Source organism: Enterobacter sp. ku-bf2, from assembly GCF_001742765.1.
Classification (GTDB): domain Bacteria; phylum Pseudomonadota; class Gammaproteobacteria; order Enterobacterales; family Enterobacteriaceae; genus Enterobacter; species Enterobacter quasiroggenkampii.
Window position 1 is genome coordinate 760,633 of sequence record NZ_MDVW01000001.1, and the last position, 18,144, is coordinate 778,776.

Annotated in this window: 1 protein-coding gene; it reads right to left on the reverse strand. The window is 63.0% G+C overall.

The window, feature by feature from the left end:
• Positions 1 to 34: 34 nt before the first annotated feature.
• A complete protein-coding gene (locus tag BFG58_RS03645; RefSeq protein WP_069719264.1) occupies positions 35 to 18,040 on the reverse strand; it encodes an Ig-like domain-containing protein in 18,006 nt (6,001 codons plus the stop codon).
• Positions 18,041 to 18,144 lie beyond the last annotated feature (104 nt).

Genomic DNA, 18,144 nt, shown 5'->3' on the forward strand with positions numbered 1-18,144 from the left:
AAAGGCCGCGGGGATCGCTCCCCGCGGCGTTGTTTTACGCAATTAACAGTTGATGGTTCGCCAGCAGCGTCGCCAGATCCGTCTGCACGCCGTTCAGCGTCACCAGGGTGGTTGGCGAGAACTGACCGCCGGTACCGTCCAGGTCAACCTGGATCTCGGTATTGCTGCCGTTCTGCACCACACGGATGTAATCGCTGATATTGCCCGCGCTGCTGTCCAGCGTGGCCACGCCGTTCACATAGCTCGCCGAGCCCGTGCCGGTATAGCCGCTGCCGGAGAGCAGATCGCGCAGGTCAATACGATCCGTGTCCGCCGTCCCTTCCCAGGTGCCGACCGTAAAGCCGTTCACCACATCGTGACCGTTACCGCCCGTTGCATCCGAAGCGTTGATCAGCTTGTAGAGCAGCGTATCGTGACCGCCGCTGCCGATGTTGAAGGTGTCGTTTCCGCCGCGGCCTTCGAACCGGTTATCACCGCTGTTGCCGGTGATGACGTCGTCGTAATCCGAGCCGTTAATCCCTTCAATGTTCAGCAGACGCGTGGTGCCGAAGCCGGTGTCCTGCGCGGTTGAGAGGCGCAGGTCAACGGTCACGCCAGAGGTCGCATTGCGGTAATCCACCACGTCCATCCCACCGGTGTTGCTCCAGGTGTCATGGTCGGAATGGGTAGTCCAGCCGCCGGAACCGTTGTAGGTATAGGTACCCTGCTCTGCGATAAAGGTGTCGTTATACCCGGTTCCGGTAATGGTTCCGCTGTGGCCGCCGGTGGCCGCTTCGGCCGTCAGGACGTAGCCCTCTTTGCCGTTGCCCGCTTCCAGACCGCTCCAGGTGACGTTATCCGACACGCCGTTGGTGATCTTCAGGATCTCGGCCGAATAGGTTTCATTCGGATCCAGCCCGTAGAAGCTCACCAGCGCGGAGGTGTCGTTCGACCCGATACCGGACTGGGCGTTAATGATCTGCGAGGCCACCAGCACGCCCGCGGCGTTGTACAGGTTGACCGTATTGCCGTAGTAGGCGTTGATGCCCTCGCTGTCGACAATGTGCAGATGCATCGCGGTGCCATCAGCAATGGTTTTGCTGTTTTGCACCAGCACCACCTTGCCGTTCTGCTGAGAGACCAGCAGATCCTGCGCGCCGTCCCAGTTGTAGTCCACTGCCGCCACGCCGGTGGCGTAAGCAATGCCGGACGCCAGCTGGCTTGAGGTCCAGGTGGAGCCGTAGCCGTTGTTGGTGAACAGCGTCGCCGTCTGCGAGCCGCCGTAGGTGCTGAGCTTGATGATGTCCATCTGCCCGTCACCGTTCCAGTCCACCGCCACCGACAGATAGCCCGCCGCTGCGTTAGAGGCCTCGACCGCGCTCTTGGTGGCCGAGAGTTTCCCGGTGCCGTCGTTGTAGTAGATCACCCCGCCGTTGTTGTTGTAGCTGCTGCCCAGGTACAGATCCATGTAGCCATCGCCGTTGAAGTCCGCCCACGTCATGGACGCCGCCGTGGTGGTATTCGAGGCGTTGGCCACAAACACGTTCGTCAGGTTCTGACCGATGGATAACGTCCCGTTGCCGTTGTTGTTGATCACGGTTAACGAGTACGCGCCGCTGCGGTTGGTGTGCTGAACCACATCCACGGTGCCGTCATTGTTAATATCGACGCCGGAGATTTCACGCATGGTGGTGAACTGTCCCCAGAACCCCGCGCCGCCGTAGGTGCCGTCAGGCGAGAGTACCCCGTTGTTGTTGATCAGATAGGTAATGGAGTCCGCGCCGGAGTCACCGTACGCCAGATCCAGATACCCATCCCCGGTTTTATCGTACGCAATCACGCCGCCGTACCAGATGGTGGTCCCCATTGCCAGCTGACTGGCGTTATAGGTGCTGCCATCGTAGGTCCACATCACCTGCGTGGATCCTGAGTAGGTGGTCTCCGTGGCGAAAACATCCTGAGTGCCGTTACGGTCAAAGTCGGCGGCGGTCTGGCTCACCACGTAGTAGTTGCGGGTGTTAGTCAGCGTATTGCCGGCATAGGTCGAGCTATCGCTGCTGGAGTAAGACTGGCCGTTAGCGATGATATTCCACAGACCGCTGCTGTTCATGCCGAGGGTCATGGTGGAGTTGTTGCTGTTCCCCGCCGTGGTTGCCCAGTCGGTGTTCACCGAGGTGGTATCAATCACCAGGCTACCGGTCGCCGTACCCGTGGTATTGCCGTTACCCGCGCTGCTCTTCACCTGCGCGGTCACGCTGTAGCTCGCCACGCCCAGCGCATCGCCGTCCGGGATCTGCAGATACCAGGTGTTGTGATCCGGGTCGACCACCACCGCACCGCCGGTCTGCGAGGTGTAGGTTTTGCCGTTCACCGTCACCACCAGATATTCACCGTTCACCAGGTCAGCGGAGACGGTACCGGTGACGATCGGCGTGGTATCAGACATGGTCTGCGCGGTAATCGCCGCCGTGGTGGTCGGGATGCTGGTATCAACGTTCAGCACGAAGCCGTCGGATTCCGTGTAGTTTCCGGCCCTGTCGGTGACGCGCACGATGTAGGTGTGATTCCCGTCGCTCAGGCCGTTGTCCTGGAAGGACCAGCTTGCGCTGCCGTTCATGGTCACCTGGCCGAGCAGGACCCCGTCACGGTAAAGCTGCACGATCTCGCCGTCATCCGGGGCGCGGTTAAGCGTCCCGTTGATCAGCGGCGAGTTATCGTCCGTTGCCACCGCGCTGCCAAAGGTGCCCTGACGCTCGCCTTCGCCGTCGGTGTAGCTCACAACCGTGCCAACCGTGGTCGGCGGCGTGGTGTCTACCGTGACGACCTGAGACGCGGTGGAACCCACGTTGCCCGCCTGGTCGATAATCCGCACCTGGTAGGTGTAGTCCCCGTCAGGCAGATCGCGAGTATCGGTGTAGCTCCAGCGCTGGTTGGTGACCGTGGTATCAAGCCAGGTATTCCCGCCGTCGAGGCTGATCTGTACGCGCTCGTCGCTGGCCAGCGCGCTGCCCAGCGAACCGTTGATGGTCAGCGTGGTGTCCATGGTGATGAAATCACTGCCGGACTGGCCGGTATCTTCGCTGATGCTGTCGATGGTGACGCCGTACTGCGGCGCCTGCGTATCCACTGTCACCGCCTGCGAGGTGGTGGCCCCGACGTTACCCGCCTGGTCAACGACCCGCACCTGGTAGTTATGGCTGCCGTCGGTCAGGGTACGCGTGTCGCTGTAGCTCCACTGCGTCCCGCTTACGGTGGCGTATACCCAGGTCGTGCCGCCGTCCATGCTCACCTGCACGAATTCACCCGCGCCGAGTTCTGCGCCGAGCGTTCCGTGCAGCGTGTACGAGGTCGAACTGGTCAGGAAGTCGTTATTGTCGAAGCCGGTATCCACGGTAATGTTATCCACGGTCACCGTAATCGCCGCATCCGGGGCGACCGTATCGACAGTCACCTGCTGATGGGCGCTGGCCCCCACGTTACCGGCGGCATCCACCACGCGGACGTAGTAGTCATAGGTCTGGTTACCCAGCGTGCGGCTATCGACGTAGTACCAGGTGTTGCCGGTGACGATCACGTTCTGCCAGGTGACGCCACCGTCGATGCTGATCTGGGCGTATTCGCCGTCGGCCAGCGTCGCGCCGAGCGAGCCGTGCAACGTCAGGGACGTGTCGCGAGTGATAAAGTCGCTGCTGCTCAGGCCGGTATCGTCGCTGATGCTGTCGATGGCGATCGTTTTGCTGGCGTCCGGCGCAACGGTATCAATGGTCACCACCTGAGAGGCGTTGGCGCTGATGTTGCCCGCATCGTCAATCACGCGCAGCTGGTAGTTGTAATCCCCGTCGGCCAGCGTACGGCCATCGACATACGTCCAGCTCAGGCCGCTGACGCTGACGTCGGTCCAGGTGACGCCGCCGTCAAGGCTGATCTGCGCGTGGTCGCCGCTGCCCAGCGCCGCGCCCAGCGTCCCTTTCAGGCTGATCTGGTTGTCGCTGGTGATAAAGTCGCTGCCGGACAGGCCGGTATCCTGCGTAATGGAATCCACGGTAATGGTGGTTGCCGCAGGCTTCGTCAGGTCAATCACCACGTCCTGGCTGTCCGTGGCCCCCACGTTGCCCGCGTTATCAATCACGCGGACCTGGTACTGATACGTCCCGTCCGTCAGGGTGCGGCCATCGGCGTAGCGCCAGGTGGTGCCGGTCACGGTCAGGTCAATCCAGGTGACGCCGCCGTCGAGGCTGATCTGCGCCTTCTCGTTATTGCCGAGCTGCGCGGTCAGCGAGCCGTTGACGACGACCTGGCTGTCGTTGGTGATGAAATCCGTTGCGCTCAGGCCGGTGTCGTTTTGCAGCGAATCAATAGCGATCCCCATCGACGGCGCGGTCAGATCGACCGTGACGGTATGGTTATCGCTGGCGCTGTTGCCGATGGTATTGCTGACCTGCGCGTTAATCACGTACGAGCCGCCGTCTGCCAGCGCGGTCACGTCAGCGCTTCCCACCGTGTAGCTCCAGGTACCGTCATTCTGGACGGTAGCCGCATAGGTTTTACCGTTCAGCGTGATGGTCACCGTCTGGCCTGCCGGCGCATCGGTGGTGCCGCTGATGACCAGCGGCGTGCCGTGCTCGGCGGCGTTGACGATGTCGTCCTGCGCAAAGGTGTTAATGGTGATGGTTGGAACATCGCCGTTCAGCGTCACGTCGTGCGTTGCGCTGCCCGGGTTGCCCGCCTTGTCGCTCACCGACGCGGTGATGGTGTACTCCCCGTCGCTCAGGCCGAGGAAATCACGGCCCGGCACGAAGACCGACCACGATCCGTCTGCCCCGACGGTCGCCTGATAGCTGTGCCCGTTGAAGGAGACGGTCACCGTCTGGCCCTGTTCCGCTGTGGTGGTGCCGCGGATGGTCTGGCCCGCCAGCTGCTCCGCGTTGTTGACGATATCGTCATCGGCCACAGTGCTGATGGTCACGGTTGGCGCAACGGTATCCACTATTAAGGTGTGCGTGGTCTGGCCGCTGTTACCGGCTTTATCGTTGACCGAGGCAGTGACCGTCAGCGCGCCCTGGCTCAGGGCGGCCAGGTCGGCTGCCGGCACGTCGAGCGTCCAGGTGCCGTCGCTGCCGACAAGCGCAGTGTAGGTTTTGCCGCCCAGCGTCACGGTAACGGTCTGACCCGCCTCCGCACTGGAAGATCCGTGCACGGTCAGCGGCTGCTGCGCTTCCGCGGCGTTCAGCATGTCGTCAACCGACAGCGTCCCAATGCTCACCACCGGCGCAGTGGTATCCACGCTGATGCCGTGCGTTGCCGACGCGCTGTTGCCCGCGCTGTCCTGTGCCGACACGGACACCTGATAGCGTGCGCCATCGGCCAGGGCGCCCACGTCGGCGGCCGGTACGGTGGTCGTCCAGGTGCCGTCGTTCTGAATCGTGGCGGTATAGGTCTTGCCGTTCAGAGTCACGGTGACCTGAGTCCCGCTGGCGAACTGCGCGCTGGAGCCGTTAATCACCAGTGACGAACCGGCTTCAGCCGCGTTGATGACGTCGTCACCGCTAACGGTGTTTACCGTCAGCGCCACGGAGGCGGTGTTGACCACCACGTCATGGGTCTGGGTGCTGCTGTTACCCGCGCTGTCGGTAATGGTCGCGCTGAGGGTCACGGTGCCGTCGGTCAGGGCGGAAATCACGCTGGCCGGAACGCCCACGCTCCAGTTGCCGCTGGCGTCAACGGTAGTGGTGTACTGGTGCGAACCGAGGGTGATAACCACTTTATCCCCGACGTTCGCGCCGGTTGCCGACCCGCTGACGATCTGCGCCTGGCCGTGCTCCACGCTGTTAATCACGTCATCGCCCGCCACCACGTTAAAGCTGACGGTCGGCGGCGTGGTATCAAGCGTAATCGTCTTACCCGCGCTGCCCGGGTTCCCCGCCGCGTCGCTCACGCTCACCTGCACGGTGTAGCCGCTATCCGCCAGTGCGGCCAGATCGCTGCCCGGAACGTTCACGCTCCAGACGCCGCCCTGCTGCACCTGCGCGGTATAGCTCTTACCGCCCAGCGTCACGGTGACCGTCTGCCCGGCTTCCGCCGTGGTGGTGCCGGAGATAGCAACGCCCGCAGCCGCTTCGCTGCCGTTAATCACGTTATCGCCTGCGACCGTATCAATGGTCACGGTTGGCGCAGTCGCGTCCACGCTGTACTCCCGGCCCGCCGTGGCGCTGTTGCCGTGCGCGTTGGTGACGCTCACCTGCACGCTGGCGTCACCGTCTTTCAGGCCCGCGAGATCCGCGGACGGCACGGTGGCCGTCCAGTTACCGTCAGCATCCACCTTCGCGGTGTACGTCTTGCCGCCGAAGGTAACCGTAACGGTCTGGTTTTCCTCCACGTTCGAGGTGCTGCCGGAGAGCACCAGATCCGCACCTTTCTCCGCCGCGTTAATCACGTCGTCGGTGGCAATCGCATCGATACTGATAGCCACCGCCGCCAGATCGACGGTCACGTCATGGCTGATGGTCACCGGGTTGCCCGCCGCGCTCTGGCCTGCAACGGTCACGGTGACCGTACCTGCTGCGAAGGCCGCGACGTCTGCCGCCGGGATCGCCGCGCTCCAGGAACCGTCTGCCAGCACGGAGGCCGCATAAGTTTTGCCATTGACGGTCATGGTGAGCGTTGTGCCTGCCGCCAGCCCGTCGCTGGTGCCGGAGACGATCAGGTTTTGAGTATGTTCGATGCTGTTGATCACATCGTCGCCCGCCACGGTATCAACGCGCAGGCCCGGCAGGTTAGCGTCGATCGCGATGTCGCGCTCGCCGGTCCCGGTGTTGCCATGGCCGTTGGTGACGGTTGCTGACACGGTCAAATCGCCATTGCCCAGCGCCGTCAGGACGGACTCCGGCACGTTCACGGACCAGGTCAGATCGCTCTGCACCGTCGCGGTGTAGGTGTTACCGCCAATGGTCACGGTGACGGTATTGCCCGCTTCCGCGTTCGTTACCTTGCCGCTGAGGGTCTGGCCCGCGGCCACTTCCGCCGCGTTAATGACGTTATCGCCCGCCACGGTGTTGATGGTGACGCCCGGCAGCGCGGTATCCACCTGCAGATTCGCGGTGTTACTCACGCTGTTGCCCACGCCGTTGGTGGCGGCCGCGCTCAGGGTGTAGTTGGCTTCGCCCAGGCTCGCCAGATCCGCCGCCGGGACCGTCAGGCTCCAGCTTCCGTCTGCCGCGGTCGTCGCCGTGTAGTTTTTGCCGTTCAGGGTCACGGTCACCACGGTGCCTTCCGCCAGGTTGGCACTGGTGCCGCTCACGCTCAGATCCTGACCTTTCTCCACCGCGTTCAGCACGTTATCGTCGCTGATGGCGTTGAAGCTGACCGATGGCAGACCGGTATCGACGGTCACGCTATGCGTACCGGTGCCGGTGTTGCCCGCCGCGTCGGTGACGGACGCAGTCACGGTCACAGTGCCGTCGCTGAGGCCGGAAATCACGCTCGCCGGTACGCCCACGCTCCAGTTCCCCGCCGCGTCCAGCACGGTGGTGTACGTCTGGCCGCCGATGGTGACGGTGACCTTATCACCCGCGGCTGCGCCGGTGGCGGTGCCGCTGATGATGTGCGCCTGGCTGTGTTCTGCGAGGTTAATGACATCGTCGCCCGCCACGGTATTGATGGTCACCGCCGGAACGGTGACGTCCACCGTCAGGTTGTGATCAACGGACGCCGGGTTACCCGCCTTGTCGCTGACGCTTGCGGTCACGGTCACACTGCCGTCCGTCAGGGCCGCAACATCGGCCGCCGGAACGTTCAGCGTCCAGCTGCCGTCCGCTCTGACGGTGGTGGTGTAGTCTTTGCCGTTCAGCGACACGGTCACCGTCTGGCCCGCTTCGGCAGAGCTGCTGCCGGACACGGTCAGATCGCTCTTCGCTTCGGCGGCATTAAGAATGTCGTCCGTCGCCAGGGTGTTGATGGTCACGCTCGGCGCGGTCGCATCCACGCTGTACTCGCGGCCCGCCGAGGCGCTGTTGCCGTTCACGTTGGTGACGCTCACCTGCACGCTGGCGTCGCCGTCCTTCAGGCCAGCCAGATCCGCAGACGGTACGGTACAGGTCCAGTTGCCGCTGTCGTCCACTGTCGCACTATAGATTTTGCCGTTCAGGCTGATGGTCACGGTCTGCCCGGCTTCCACGTTGATGACCGCACCGGACAGCACCAGATCCGCGCCCTTCTCCGCCGCGTTAATCACGTCGTCGGTGGCAATCGCATTGATGCTGATGGCAACGGTCGCCAGATCTACCGTCACATCGTGGCTGATGGTAATCGGATTGCCCGCAGCGCTGTCGCCAGTGACGCTGATTTTGACGGTGCCTTCCGGCCACGCGCTCACGTCAGCAGCCGGGATCGCCGCGCTCCAGCTGCCATCCGCCAGCACCGTGGCCGCATAGTCTTTGCCGTTGATGGTGACGGTCAGCGCCGTGCCCGGTGCCAGCCCGTCGCTGGAGCCGGTAACAATGAGGTTCTGCGCATGCTCAATGCTGTTGACCACGTTGTCGCCCGCGACGGTATCGACGCGCAGGCCCGGCAGGTTAGCGTCGATCGCGATCTCGCGCTCGCCGGTGCCGGTGTTGCCGTGGCCGTTGGTGACGGTCGCCGTCACGCTCAGGCTGCCGTTGCCCAGCGCGGTCAGCACGTCAGACGGCACGTTGATGGACCAGGTCAGATCGTTCTGCACCGTTGCGGTGTAGCTGTTGCCGCCAATGGTCACGGTCACGGTGTTGCCCGCTTCGGCATTCGCCACGGTACCGCTCAGGGTCTGGCCTGCGGCCACTTCCGCCGCATTAATGACGTTATCACCCGCCACGGTGTTGATGGTGACCGTTGGCAGCGCGGTGTCTACCAGCAGGTTCGCGGTGTTGCTCACGCTGTTGCCCACCCCGTTGGTGGCGGTCGCATTCAGGGTGTAGTTGGCCTGACCCAGACCGGCCAGATCCGCCGCCGGAACCGTCAGGCTCCAGGTGCCGTCTGCCGCGGTTGTCGCCGTGTAGTTTTTGCCGTTCAGGGTCACGGTCACCACGGTGCCTTCCGCCAGGTTGGCGCTGGTGCCGCTGACACTCAGATCCTGACCCTTCTCCACCGCGTTCAGCACGTTATCGTCGCTGATGGCGTTGAAGTTGACCGATGGCAGACCGGTATCGACGGTCACGTTATGGCTGCCGGTGCCGGTGTTGCCCGCCGCGTCGGTGACCGACGCCGTGACGGTCACGGTGCCGTCGCTGAGGCCGGAAATGACGCTGGCCGGTACGCCCACGCTCCAGTTCCCCGCCGCGTCCAGCACGGTGGTGTACGTCTGGCCGCCGATGGTGACGGTCACCTTATCGCCCGCTGCCGCGCCGGTGGCGGTGCCGCTGATGATTTGCGCCTGGCCGTGTTCTGCGATGTTAATGACATCGTCGCCCGCCACGGTATTGATGGTCACCGCAGGCACGGTGAAATCTACTGTCAGGTTGTGATCAACCGATGCCGGGTTACCCGCCTTGTCGCTGACGCTTGCGGTCACGGTGACGCTGCCGTCGGTTAATCCTGCCAGATCGGCCGCCGGAACGTTCAGCGTCCAGCTGCCATCCGCGCTGACGCTTGTGGTGTAGTCTTTGCCGTTCAGCGATACGGTGACCGTCTGGCCCGCTTCGGCGGTACTGGTACCGGACACGATCAGATCGCTCTTCGCTTCGGTGGCATTCAGAATGTCGTCCGTCGCCAGGGTGTTAATGGTCACGGACGGTGCGGTCGCATCCACGCTGTACTCGCGGCCCGCCGAGGCGCTGTTGCCGTTCACGTTGGTGACGCTCACCTGCACGCTGGCGTCGCCGTCTTTCAGACCCGCCAGGTCGGCGGCTGGCACCGTGGTCGTCCATTTGCCGTCAGCGCCTACGGTCGCGGTGTAGCTCTTGCCGCCGAAGGTGATGGTAACGGTCTGGTTTTCCTCAACGTTCGAGGTCGCCCCGGAGAGCACCAGATCCGCGCCCTTCTCGGCAGCGTTAATCACGTCGTCTGCGGCAATCGCATCGATGCTGATGGCAACGGTCGCCAGGTCCACCGTCACATCATGGCTGATGGAGACCGGATTACCGGCGCTGCTCTGGCCTGCCACGGTCACGGTGACCGTGCCTGCATTCAGCGCACCCACGTCCGCAGCCGGGATCGCCGCGCGCCAGGTGCCGTCCGCCAGCACGGTCGCCGGATAGGTTTTGCCGTTGACGGTCACGGTCAGCGCCGCGCCCGCCTCCAGCCCGTCGCTGGTGCCGGTGATAATCAGGTTCTGCCCGTGTTCGATACTGTTGATCACGTCGTCGCCCGCCACGGTATCCACGCGCAGGCCCGGCAGGTTAGCGTCGATAGTGATATCGCGCTCAGCGGATCCGCTGTTGCCGACGCCGTTGGTCACGCTGGCCGACACCGTTAAATCGCCGTTACCCAGCGCAGTCAGCACGTCCGACGGCACATTAACGGACCAGGTGAGATCGCCCTGCACCGTTGCGGTGTAGCTGTTGCCGCCAATGATCACGGTCACGGTGTTGCCCGCTTCGGCATTCACCACCTTACCGCTGATGGTCTGGCCGGCTGCCAGCTCCGCCGCGTTAATGACGTCGTCGCCCGCAATGGTGTTGACGATCACGCCCGGCAGAACGGACTCCACGTTTACCGTGTGCGACGCGCTGGTGCTGTTACCGACGCTGTCCGTCGCCGAGGCGGTGACGGTGTAAAGCGCCTCGCCCAACTGACCGACCTCGCTCGCCGGAACGGTGGTGGTCCATTTTCCGTTATCGTCCACCTGCGCACTGTACGCTTTGCCGTTCAGCATCACGGTCACTACCGCGCCTGTCGCCAGGCCGGAAGCCGTACCGGAGAGGGTCAGATCCTGGGTTTTCTCGGTGCTGTTGATCACATCGTCACCGGAAACGGTGTCAATGGTCAGCCCCGGCGCGGTCAGGTTCACCGCCACGCCGTGCGTGGCGCTGTTGCTGTTGCCCGCTTTATCGGTCAGCGCCGCGGTAATAGTGTAATCCCCGGCGGCCAGCGCGGTGACGTCCGCCGCAGGCACGCCCACGCTCCAGTTGCCGGAGGCGTCCAGGGTGGCGGTGTACGATTTGCCGTTGAGGGTGACCGTGACCACGTCGCCCGCCGCCGCGCCCGTCACGGAACCAGTGACAATCAGGGCCTGCGCATGCTCGGCGCTGTTGATCACGTCGTCGTCGGACACGGTGTGAATGGTCAACTGTGGAACGGTGGTATCCACCAGCACGTCGCGATCCGCGGAGGCCGGGTTGCCCGCTTTGTCCGATACTTCGGCGCTGACGGTGTAGTTCCCGTCGGTAATACCGCTCAGATCCGCGGACGGCACGGTCACGCTCCAGCTGCCGTTAGCCTGCACGGTGGTGGTATAGTCCACACCGTTCAGGGTCACGGTGACGGTCTGGCCCGCTTCGGCGTTGGTGACGCCGTTAATCACCAGATCCTGCTGCGCTTCAGCCGCATTGATGATGTTGTTGTCGCTGATGATTTCAATAGACACCGTCGGCGCGGTCGCGTCCACGCTGTACTCACGGCCCGCCGAGGCGCTGTTGCCGTTCACGTTGGTCACGCTCACCTGCACGCTGGCATCGCCGTCCTTCAGGCTGCCCACGTCGGCAGACGGTACGGTAGCCGTCCAGTTGCCGTCGGCATCGACCGTCGCGGTGTACGACTTGCCGCCGAAGGTGATGGTAACGGTCTGGTTTTCTTCCACGTTGGTGGTGGAGCCGGACAGCACCAGGTCCGCGCCTTTCTCCGCCGCGTTAATCACGTCGTCAGAGGCAATCGGGTTAATGCTAATGGCGACTGCCGCCAGATCCACCTTCACGTCATGGCTGATGGTCACCGGATTCCCCGCCGCGCTTTGGCCCTCCACGGTCACGGTAACCGTGCCCGCGCCGAGCGCGCTGACGTCTGCCGCCGGAATGGCCGCCGTCCAGGTGCCGTCCGCCAGTACGGTGGCCGCGTAGGTTTTGCCGTTGACGGTGACCGTCAGCGCCGCGCCCGTTGCCAGACCGTCGCTGGAGCCGGTGATAATCAGGTTTTGAGCGTGCTCGATGCTATTGATCACATCGTCGCCTGCCACGGTATCGACGCGCAGGCCCGGCAGGTTTGCGTCGATGCTGATGTCACGCTCGCCGGTTCCGGTGTTGCCGTGGCCGTTGGTGACGCTGGCTGACACTGTCAGATCGCCGTTACCGATGGCGGTTAAGACCGAGGACGGCACGTTGACCGACCAGCTCAGATCGTCCTGAACCGTCGCGGTATAGGTATTGCCGCCAATTGAAATGGTGACAGTGTCACCGCTCGCCGCACCGCTCACTTTCCCGCTCAGGGTCTGTCCGGCAGCCACTTCCGCGGCGTTAATGACATCGTCCGTGGCGACCGGGTTGATGGTGACCTGCGGCAGCGCGCTGTCGACCAGCACGCTGTGGCCGGTGCTCGCGCTGTTGCCCGCGGCGTCAGTCACGCTCGCCGTCACGGTGTAGCTCGCTTCGCCCAGCGCCGAGACGTTTGCCGCCGGAACGGTCACGCTCCAGTTCCCGCTGGCGTCGGTGGTGGCCGTATAGCTGATTCCGTTCAGGGTCACCGTAATGGTCGTTCCGTCCGGCTGGTTACTGGTGCCGGATACCTGCAGATCCTGGCCTTTCTCGGTCGCGTTGATCACGTCGTCAACCGCCAGGGTATTGATGGCAATGACCGGCGCGGTCAGGGAGACGTCAAATTCGTGCGTCGCGCTGGCGCTGTTACCGGCTTTGTCGGTGAGGGTCGCGGAGATCGTCTGGTCACCATTGGCCAGCGCGCCCACGTCCGCCGCCGGAACGCCCACGCTCCAGTTGCCGGACGCGTCCAGCATGGCGGTGTAGTCTTTACCGTTCAGGGTCACGGTAATCACGTCGCCCGCCTGCGCGCCCGTCACCTTACCGGAGACGATCAGCGCCTGACCGTGCTCGGCAATATTCACGATGTCGTCGCCGGCAACGATGTTGAAGGTGATCTGCGGCACGGTGGTGTCCACCAGCACCGAGGATCCCGCGCTGGCCGGGTTACCTGCTTTATCGGACACGGTCGCCGTGACCGCCGCGCTGCCATCGGTAATGCCTGCCAGATCCACCGCAGGCACGTCGAGCGTCCAGCTGCCGTCCGCCTGCACCTGCGCGCTGTACTGATTGCCGTTGAAGGTCACGGTGACCGTCTGGCCTGCTTCGGCCGTAGACGTCCCGCTCAGGGTCAGATCCTGCGCCGCCTCAGCCGCATTCAGCATGTTATCGCCGCTGATGGTGTTAATGGTCACCGTCGGCGCGACGGTATCAACGCTGAATGCCTGCGCCGAAGAAGCCGCGTTGCCGTTCACGTTGGTGACGCTGACCTGCACGCTGGCGTCGCCCTCTTTCAGGCCGCTCAGATCGGCAGCCGGAACGGTCCAGGTCCAGTCGCCATTGCCATCCACCGTCGTGGTATACGTTTTCCCTGCGAAGGTGATGGTGACGGTCTGGCCCGCTTCAACGTTGGATGTCGTACCGGACAGCACCAGATCCTGGCCTTTTTCCGCCGCGTTAAGCACGTTGTCGTCGGTCACGCTGCTGATGGTGATGGCGACCGGCGCGAGATCGACGTCCACGACGGTCCCGATGGTTACCGGGTTGCCGGAGGCATCCTGCGCGCTTGCCTTGATATCCAGCGAGCCATCCGCCCACTGGGACACGTCCGCCGCCGGTACCGCCGCCTGCCAGGTACCGTCCGCCAGCACCGTTGCGGAATACGCTTTGCCGTTGATGGTCACGGTCACGGCGCTGCCCGCCGCCAGATCGGTGCTGGTGCCGGACACAATCAGGTTCTGCGCGTGTTCAATCACGTTAATCACGTCGTCGCCTGCGACCGTATCAATACGCAGCCCCGGAAGCTCAGCGTCGATGGTGAAGTCGAGAGAAGAAGAGCCGGTATTGCCGTGGCCGTTGGTCACGCTGGCCGATACGGTGAGATCGCCGTTGCCGAGGGCGGTGAACTGACTCTCCGTTAACGGCAGGCTCCAGGTGAGATCGTCCTGCACGGTAGCCGTGTATGTCAGACCGCCGAGGATAATCGTGACAGTGTCACCTGCCACCGCGTTCGTCACCTTACCGGACAGGGTTTGCCCTGCCGCCACTTCCGCCGCGTTAACGATATTGTCGCCCGCCAGCGTGTTGATCGTCACCACCGGCAGCGAGCTGTCCACCAGCACATCGTGTGTGGCTGAGGCGCTGTTGCCCACGCTATCGGTGACGCTCGCCGTCACGGTGTAATTCGCTTCGCCCAGCGCCGAGACGTTTGCTGCCGGAACGGTCAGGCTCCAGTTGCCGCTGGCGTCAGCGGTGGCCGTATAGTGAATGCCGTTCAGGGTCACCGTAATGGTCGTGCCTTCCGGCTGGTTGCTGGTGCCGGAAATCTGCAGAGCTTCGCCTTTCTCTGCCGCGTTGATCACGTCGTCTGCCGCCAGCGTGTTGATACTGATAACAGGCGTCACGGTATTCACCACCACATCCAGCGAAGTGCTACCAGTATTACCGGACCTGTCGGTCACGGAGACGTCAATGGTCCAGGTGCCGTCCGTCAGCCCCTGAACGACAGACGCCGGCAGGCCAAGGCTCCAGTTGCCCGCCGCATCCACCACGGTGGTGTAATCGACGCTGTTAATGGTAATGGTCACAAGGTCGCCCGCTGCAGCACCGGTGACGGAGCCGCTCAGGATCTGCGCCTGTGAATGGGCGAGCTGGTTAACAGTGTTAGTGTCGGTGACAAAGTCGTTAATGGTCACCTGCGGCACGGTCGCGTCCACCAGACCCACGCGGTCGGCGCTGCTGCTGTTGCCCGCCACGTCGCTCACGGTGGCCGTCACGGTCACGATGCCATCGTTGAGGGCGCCGACATCAGCCGCCGGTACGATCAGCTGCCAGGAACCGTCCGTCTGGACCGTGGTCTGATACGTTTTACCGTTCAGCGTCACGATGACCGTCTGGCCTGCTTCCGCACTGCTGGTGCCGCTCAAGGCTAAATCCTGCTGCGCCTCAGCCGCGTTGATGATGTTGTCGGCGGTCAGATTATCGAGCGTAATCGCTGGCGGCAGCGTATCCACCGTGACCACGCGCGACGCGTCGGCACTGTTGCCGTTGACGTTCGTGACGCTGACGCTCACCTGCACGCGTCCGTCGATCAGGGTTTCCATGGCGCTGGCAGGCACGGTCAGGCTCCAGGAGCCGTCCTGCTGCACCTGTGCGGTAAAGGTCTGGTCGGCGAATTTCACCACCACGGTCTGCCCCGCCTCCACGCCCTGCGTCTGGCCGGAAAGGGTTAAATCGGCGCCTTTTTCTGCAGCATTCAGCAGGTCGTCGCCGGAGACGGTATCAATGGTGACCGCCACGGCGTTCAGATCGAGTTCAATCGGGTGTTCAGCCGCAACGGTATTGCCCCAGGCATCTTCAGCGCTGACGCTTACCTTCACCTCTCCCGCGGTCCAGGCCTGCAGGTCCGCGGCCGGGACGCCGATCTGCCAGTGGCCGCTGGCGTTCACCGCGGTAACGTACTCAACGTTATTGATGGTGACGGTAATCTGCGTGCCGGCAGCCAGATGGGTGCTGGAGCCGGTGACGGTCAGATCCTGCTGCTGCTCAATGGCGTTGACCACGTCATCGCCGGAAATGGTGTTCACGCGCAGACCCGGCAGCTGCGCGTTGATGTTGATATCGCGCTCGCCGGTGCCGGTATTGCCGTGCGAATTGGTCACCGACGCGGTGAAGGTTAAATCGCCGTCGCCGAACGCCTGAAGATCCGCTGACGGGATTTTTACGCTCCAGGTCAGATCGCTGCCCACCGTGGCGGTGTAGCTCTTGCCGCCCACGGTGACAGAAACGGTATCGCCCGACGCCGCGCCGGTGACGCGACCGCTGAGCGTTTGATCCACACCCGCTTCGGCGTTATTGACCAGGTTGTCCCCCGCAAAGGTGTTGATGATCACCTGCGGCAGCACGGTATCCACCAGCAGCGTCGCCGCGGCAGAGCCGCTGTTACCCACGCTGTCAGTACCGCTGACGCTGACGGTGTAAAGGGTGTTCGCCAGATTCAGGACGTCGGAAACCGGCACCTGGACCGCCCAGATGCCGTTTTCAACGGTGGCCTGATAGCTGACGTTGTTCAGCGTCACGGTGATGGCGCTGCCGTCAGGCAGGTTGCTGGTGCCGGTCAGGCTCAGCGGTTGCATTGCCTCCTGAGCATTCAACACGTTGTCCTGGCTAATGGCATCAATCGTAAATTCTGGCGGGTTGCCGCTCAGCGTAATGCCATGTGTGGCGCTGCCGGTGTTGCCTGCCGCGTCGGTCACGGAAACTGAAATCGTATGGTTACCTTCCCCCAGCGCGCCCAGCACGGACGCCGGAACGCCTACGCTCCAGCTGCCGTCCGCCAGCACCACGCCGGTGAAGGACTGGCCGCCAACGGTCACGGTGACCACATCCCCCGCGGCGGCGCCGTTTGCCTGCCCGGAGATAATCTGCGCCTGACCCTGCTCGCTGATATTGAGAATATCGTCGCCCGCCACGGTATCGATGGTGACGACCGGCGCGGTGGTATCCACCGCAAAATCGGCGGTGACAGACGAGCCGTTACCCGCTTTGTCGCTGACGTTCACCGTCAGGGTGTGATTGCCCTCGCTGAGCGCCTGCACGTCGTTCGCGGCAAGCGTGACGGACCAGGTGCCGTCGCTGCCCACCGTGGCGTTGTAGTTTTTACCGTTCAGCGTGACCGTGACGATCTGACCAGCTTCCGCATTCGTTTTGCCGGTCAGCGTCAGCGGCTGGCTGTGCTCGGCGGCATTAATGATGTTGTCCTGCGCGAGGGTATCGACAGAGAGGGTTGGCGCGACGGTATCCACGCCGATTGTCTGGCTGCCGCTCACGGTGTTACCCGCCGCGTCTTTGCCGCTGACGTTGACCGTCCAGGTGCCATCGCCCAGCGCCTGCGCGTCGGCCGCGGGTACGTTAACGCTCCACGTCCCGTCAGCGCCCACCACGGCCCCGTAGGTTTTACCGTTCAGCGTCACGGTAAGTTCGGTGCCCTGCGCCAGATTCTTGCTGGCGCCGGAGAGCGTAAAGCCTGCGGATTGCTCGCTGGCGTTAAGCACGTTATCGCCCGCCGTGGTGGCCAGCGTAATGGCGGCCTCGGCGGTCGAGACCGTTACGGTGATATTGCCCGCATCGGTAGTCTTACTGCCGTCGATCTGCACCACCGACCAGGTGTGTTCCCCGTCCGTCTGGGTCGGTAATTTTACCGTCCAGGTGCCCTCTTTACTCACCATGGCGCTGGCGATGGTGCTGCCGCTGCTGTCTTTAATCTGGATCGTCGCGCCCGGCTGACCGGTACCGCTAAAGGTTGGCGTGTTGTCATCCGTGATCGCGTTTGCTGTCAGCACGCCCTGCTTGTCGCCCGCTTTATCCGACAGCAGGAAGGTTGGCGTGGCGCTTTCCACCTCTTTCGTATTATCAATAACTTTTGTTTTAGTATCGCCGTCGCCGCCGTTTGCCAGCAGCGCCCCGATGGCACCGCCGCCTAATGCAGCTCCCGCAATCCAGCCCCACGGCGCATCGCTTAAGACGCTTTCCTGCTCCAGGAAAGGTTGAATGCTGCTAATCGGTGTGGCCTGCGCGGTTAACTCGGTCACCGCCACGCCTGATGCTTCCCCGGCATCGGCAAAAGAAATATGCGTCAGTTCCTGACGATCGTTGAATACCAGCTCTGACTGAGTATGCGTTTCAGGATCTTCAACAAAATAGTTATTGCAGCGAATCACGCTGCCATCTTTCATATAAATGAGGAGGTCTTTTCCCTGGCGGACATAACGCGCCACATCCTGAGCAGAACCCTGGATTTCAATCACGCTCGGGGATGAAATAGAGACCGACAAATTCCCTTCGCCGGTTAATTTCGTTTTCTCCGCCGTTTTGCGAATGATGACATCAACAACCTTTATGTTACTCATATTTCTCTCCTTGCAGGTGTACGGATTCCTGTGGATATGTCCACCAGACGGATGTAGCTATCCCTGGGAAAAAACACCCATTATTTTCAGACTTATTTTGCGCG

Coding starts and splice junctions, on each gene's coding strand:
- BFG58_RS03645 (WP_069719264.1), bottom strand. CDS start 18,040: ATGAGTAACATAAAGGTTGTTGATGTCATCATTCGCAAAACGGCGGAG.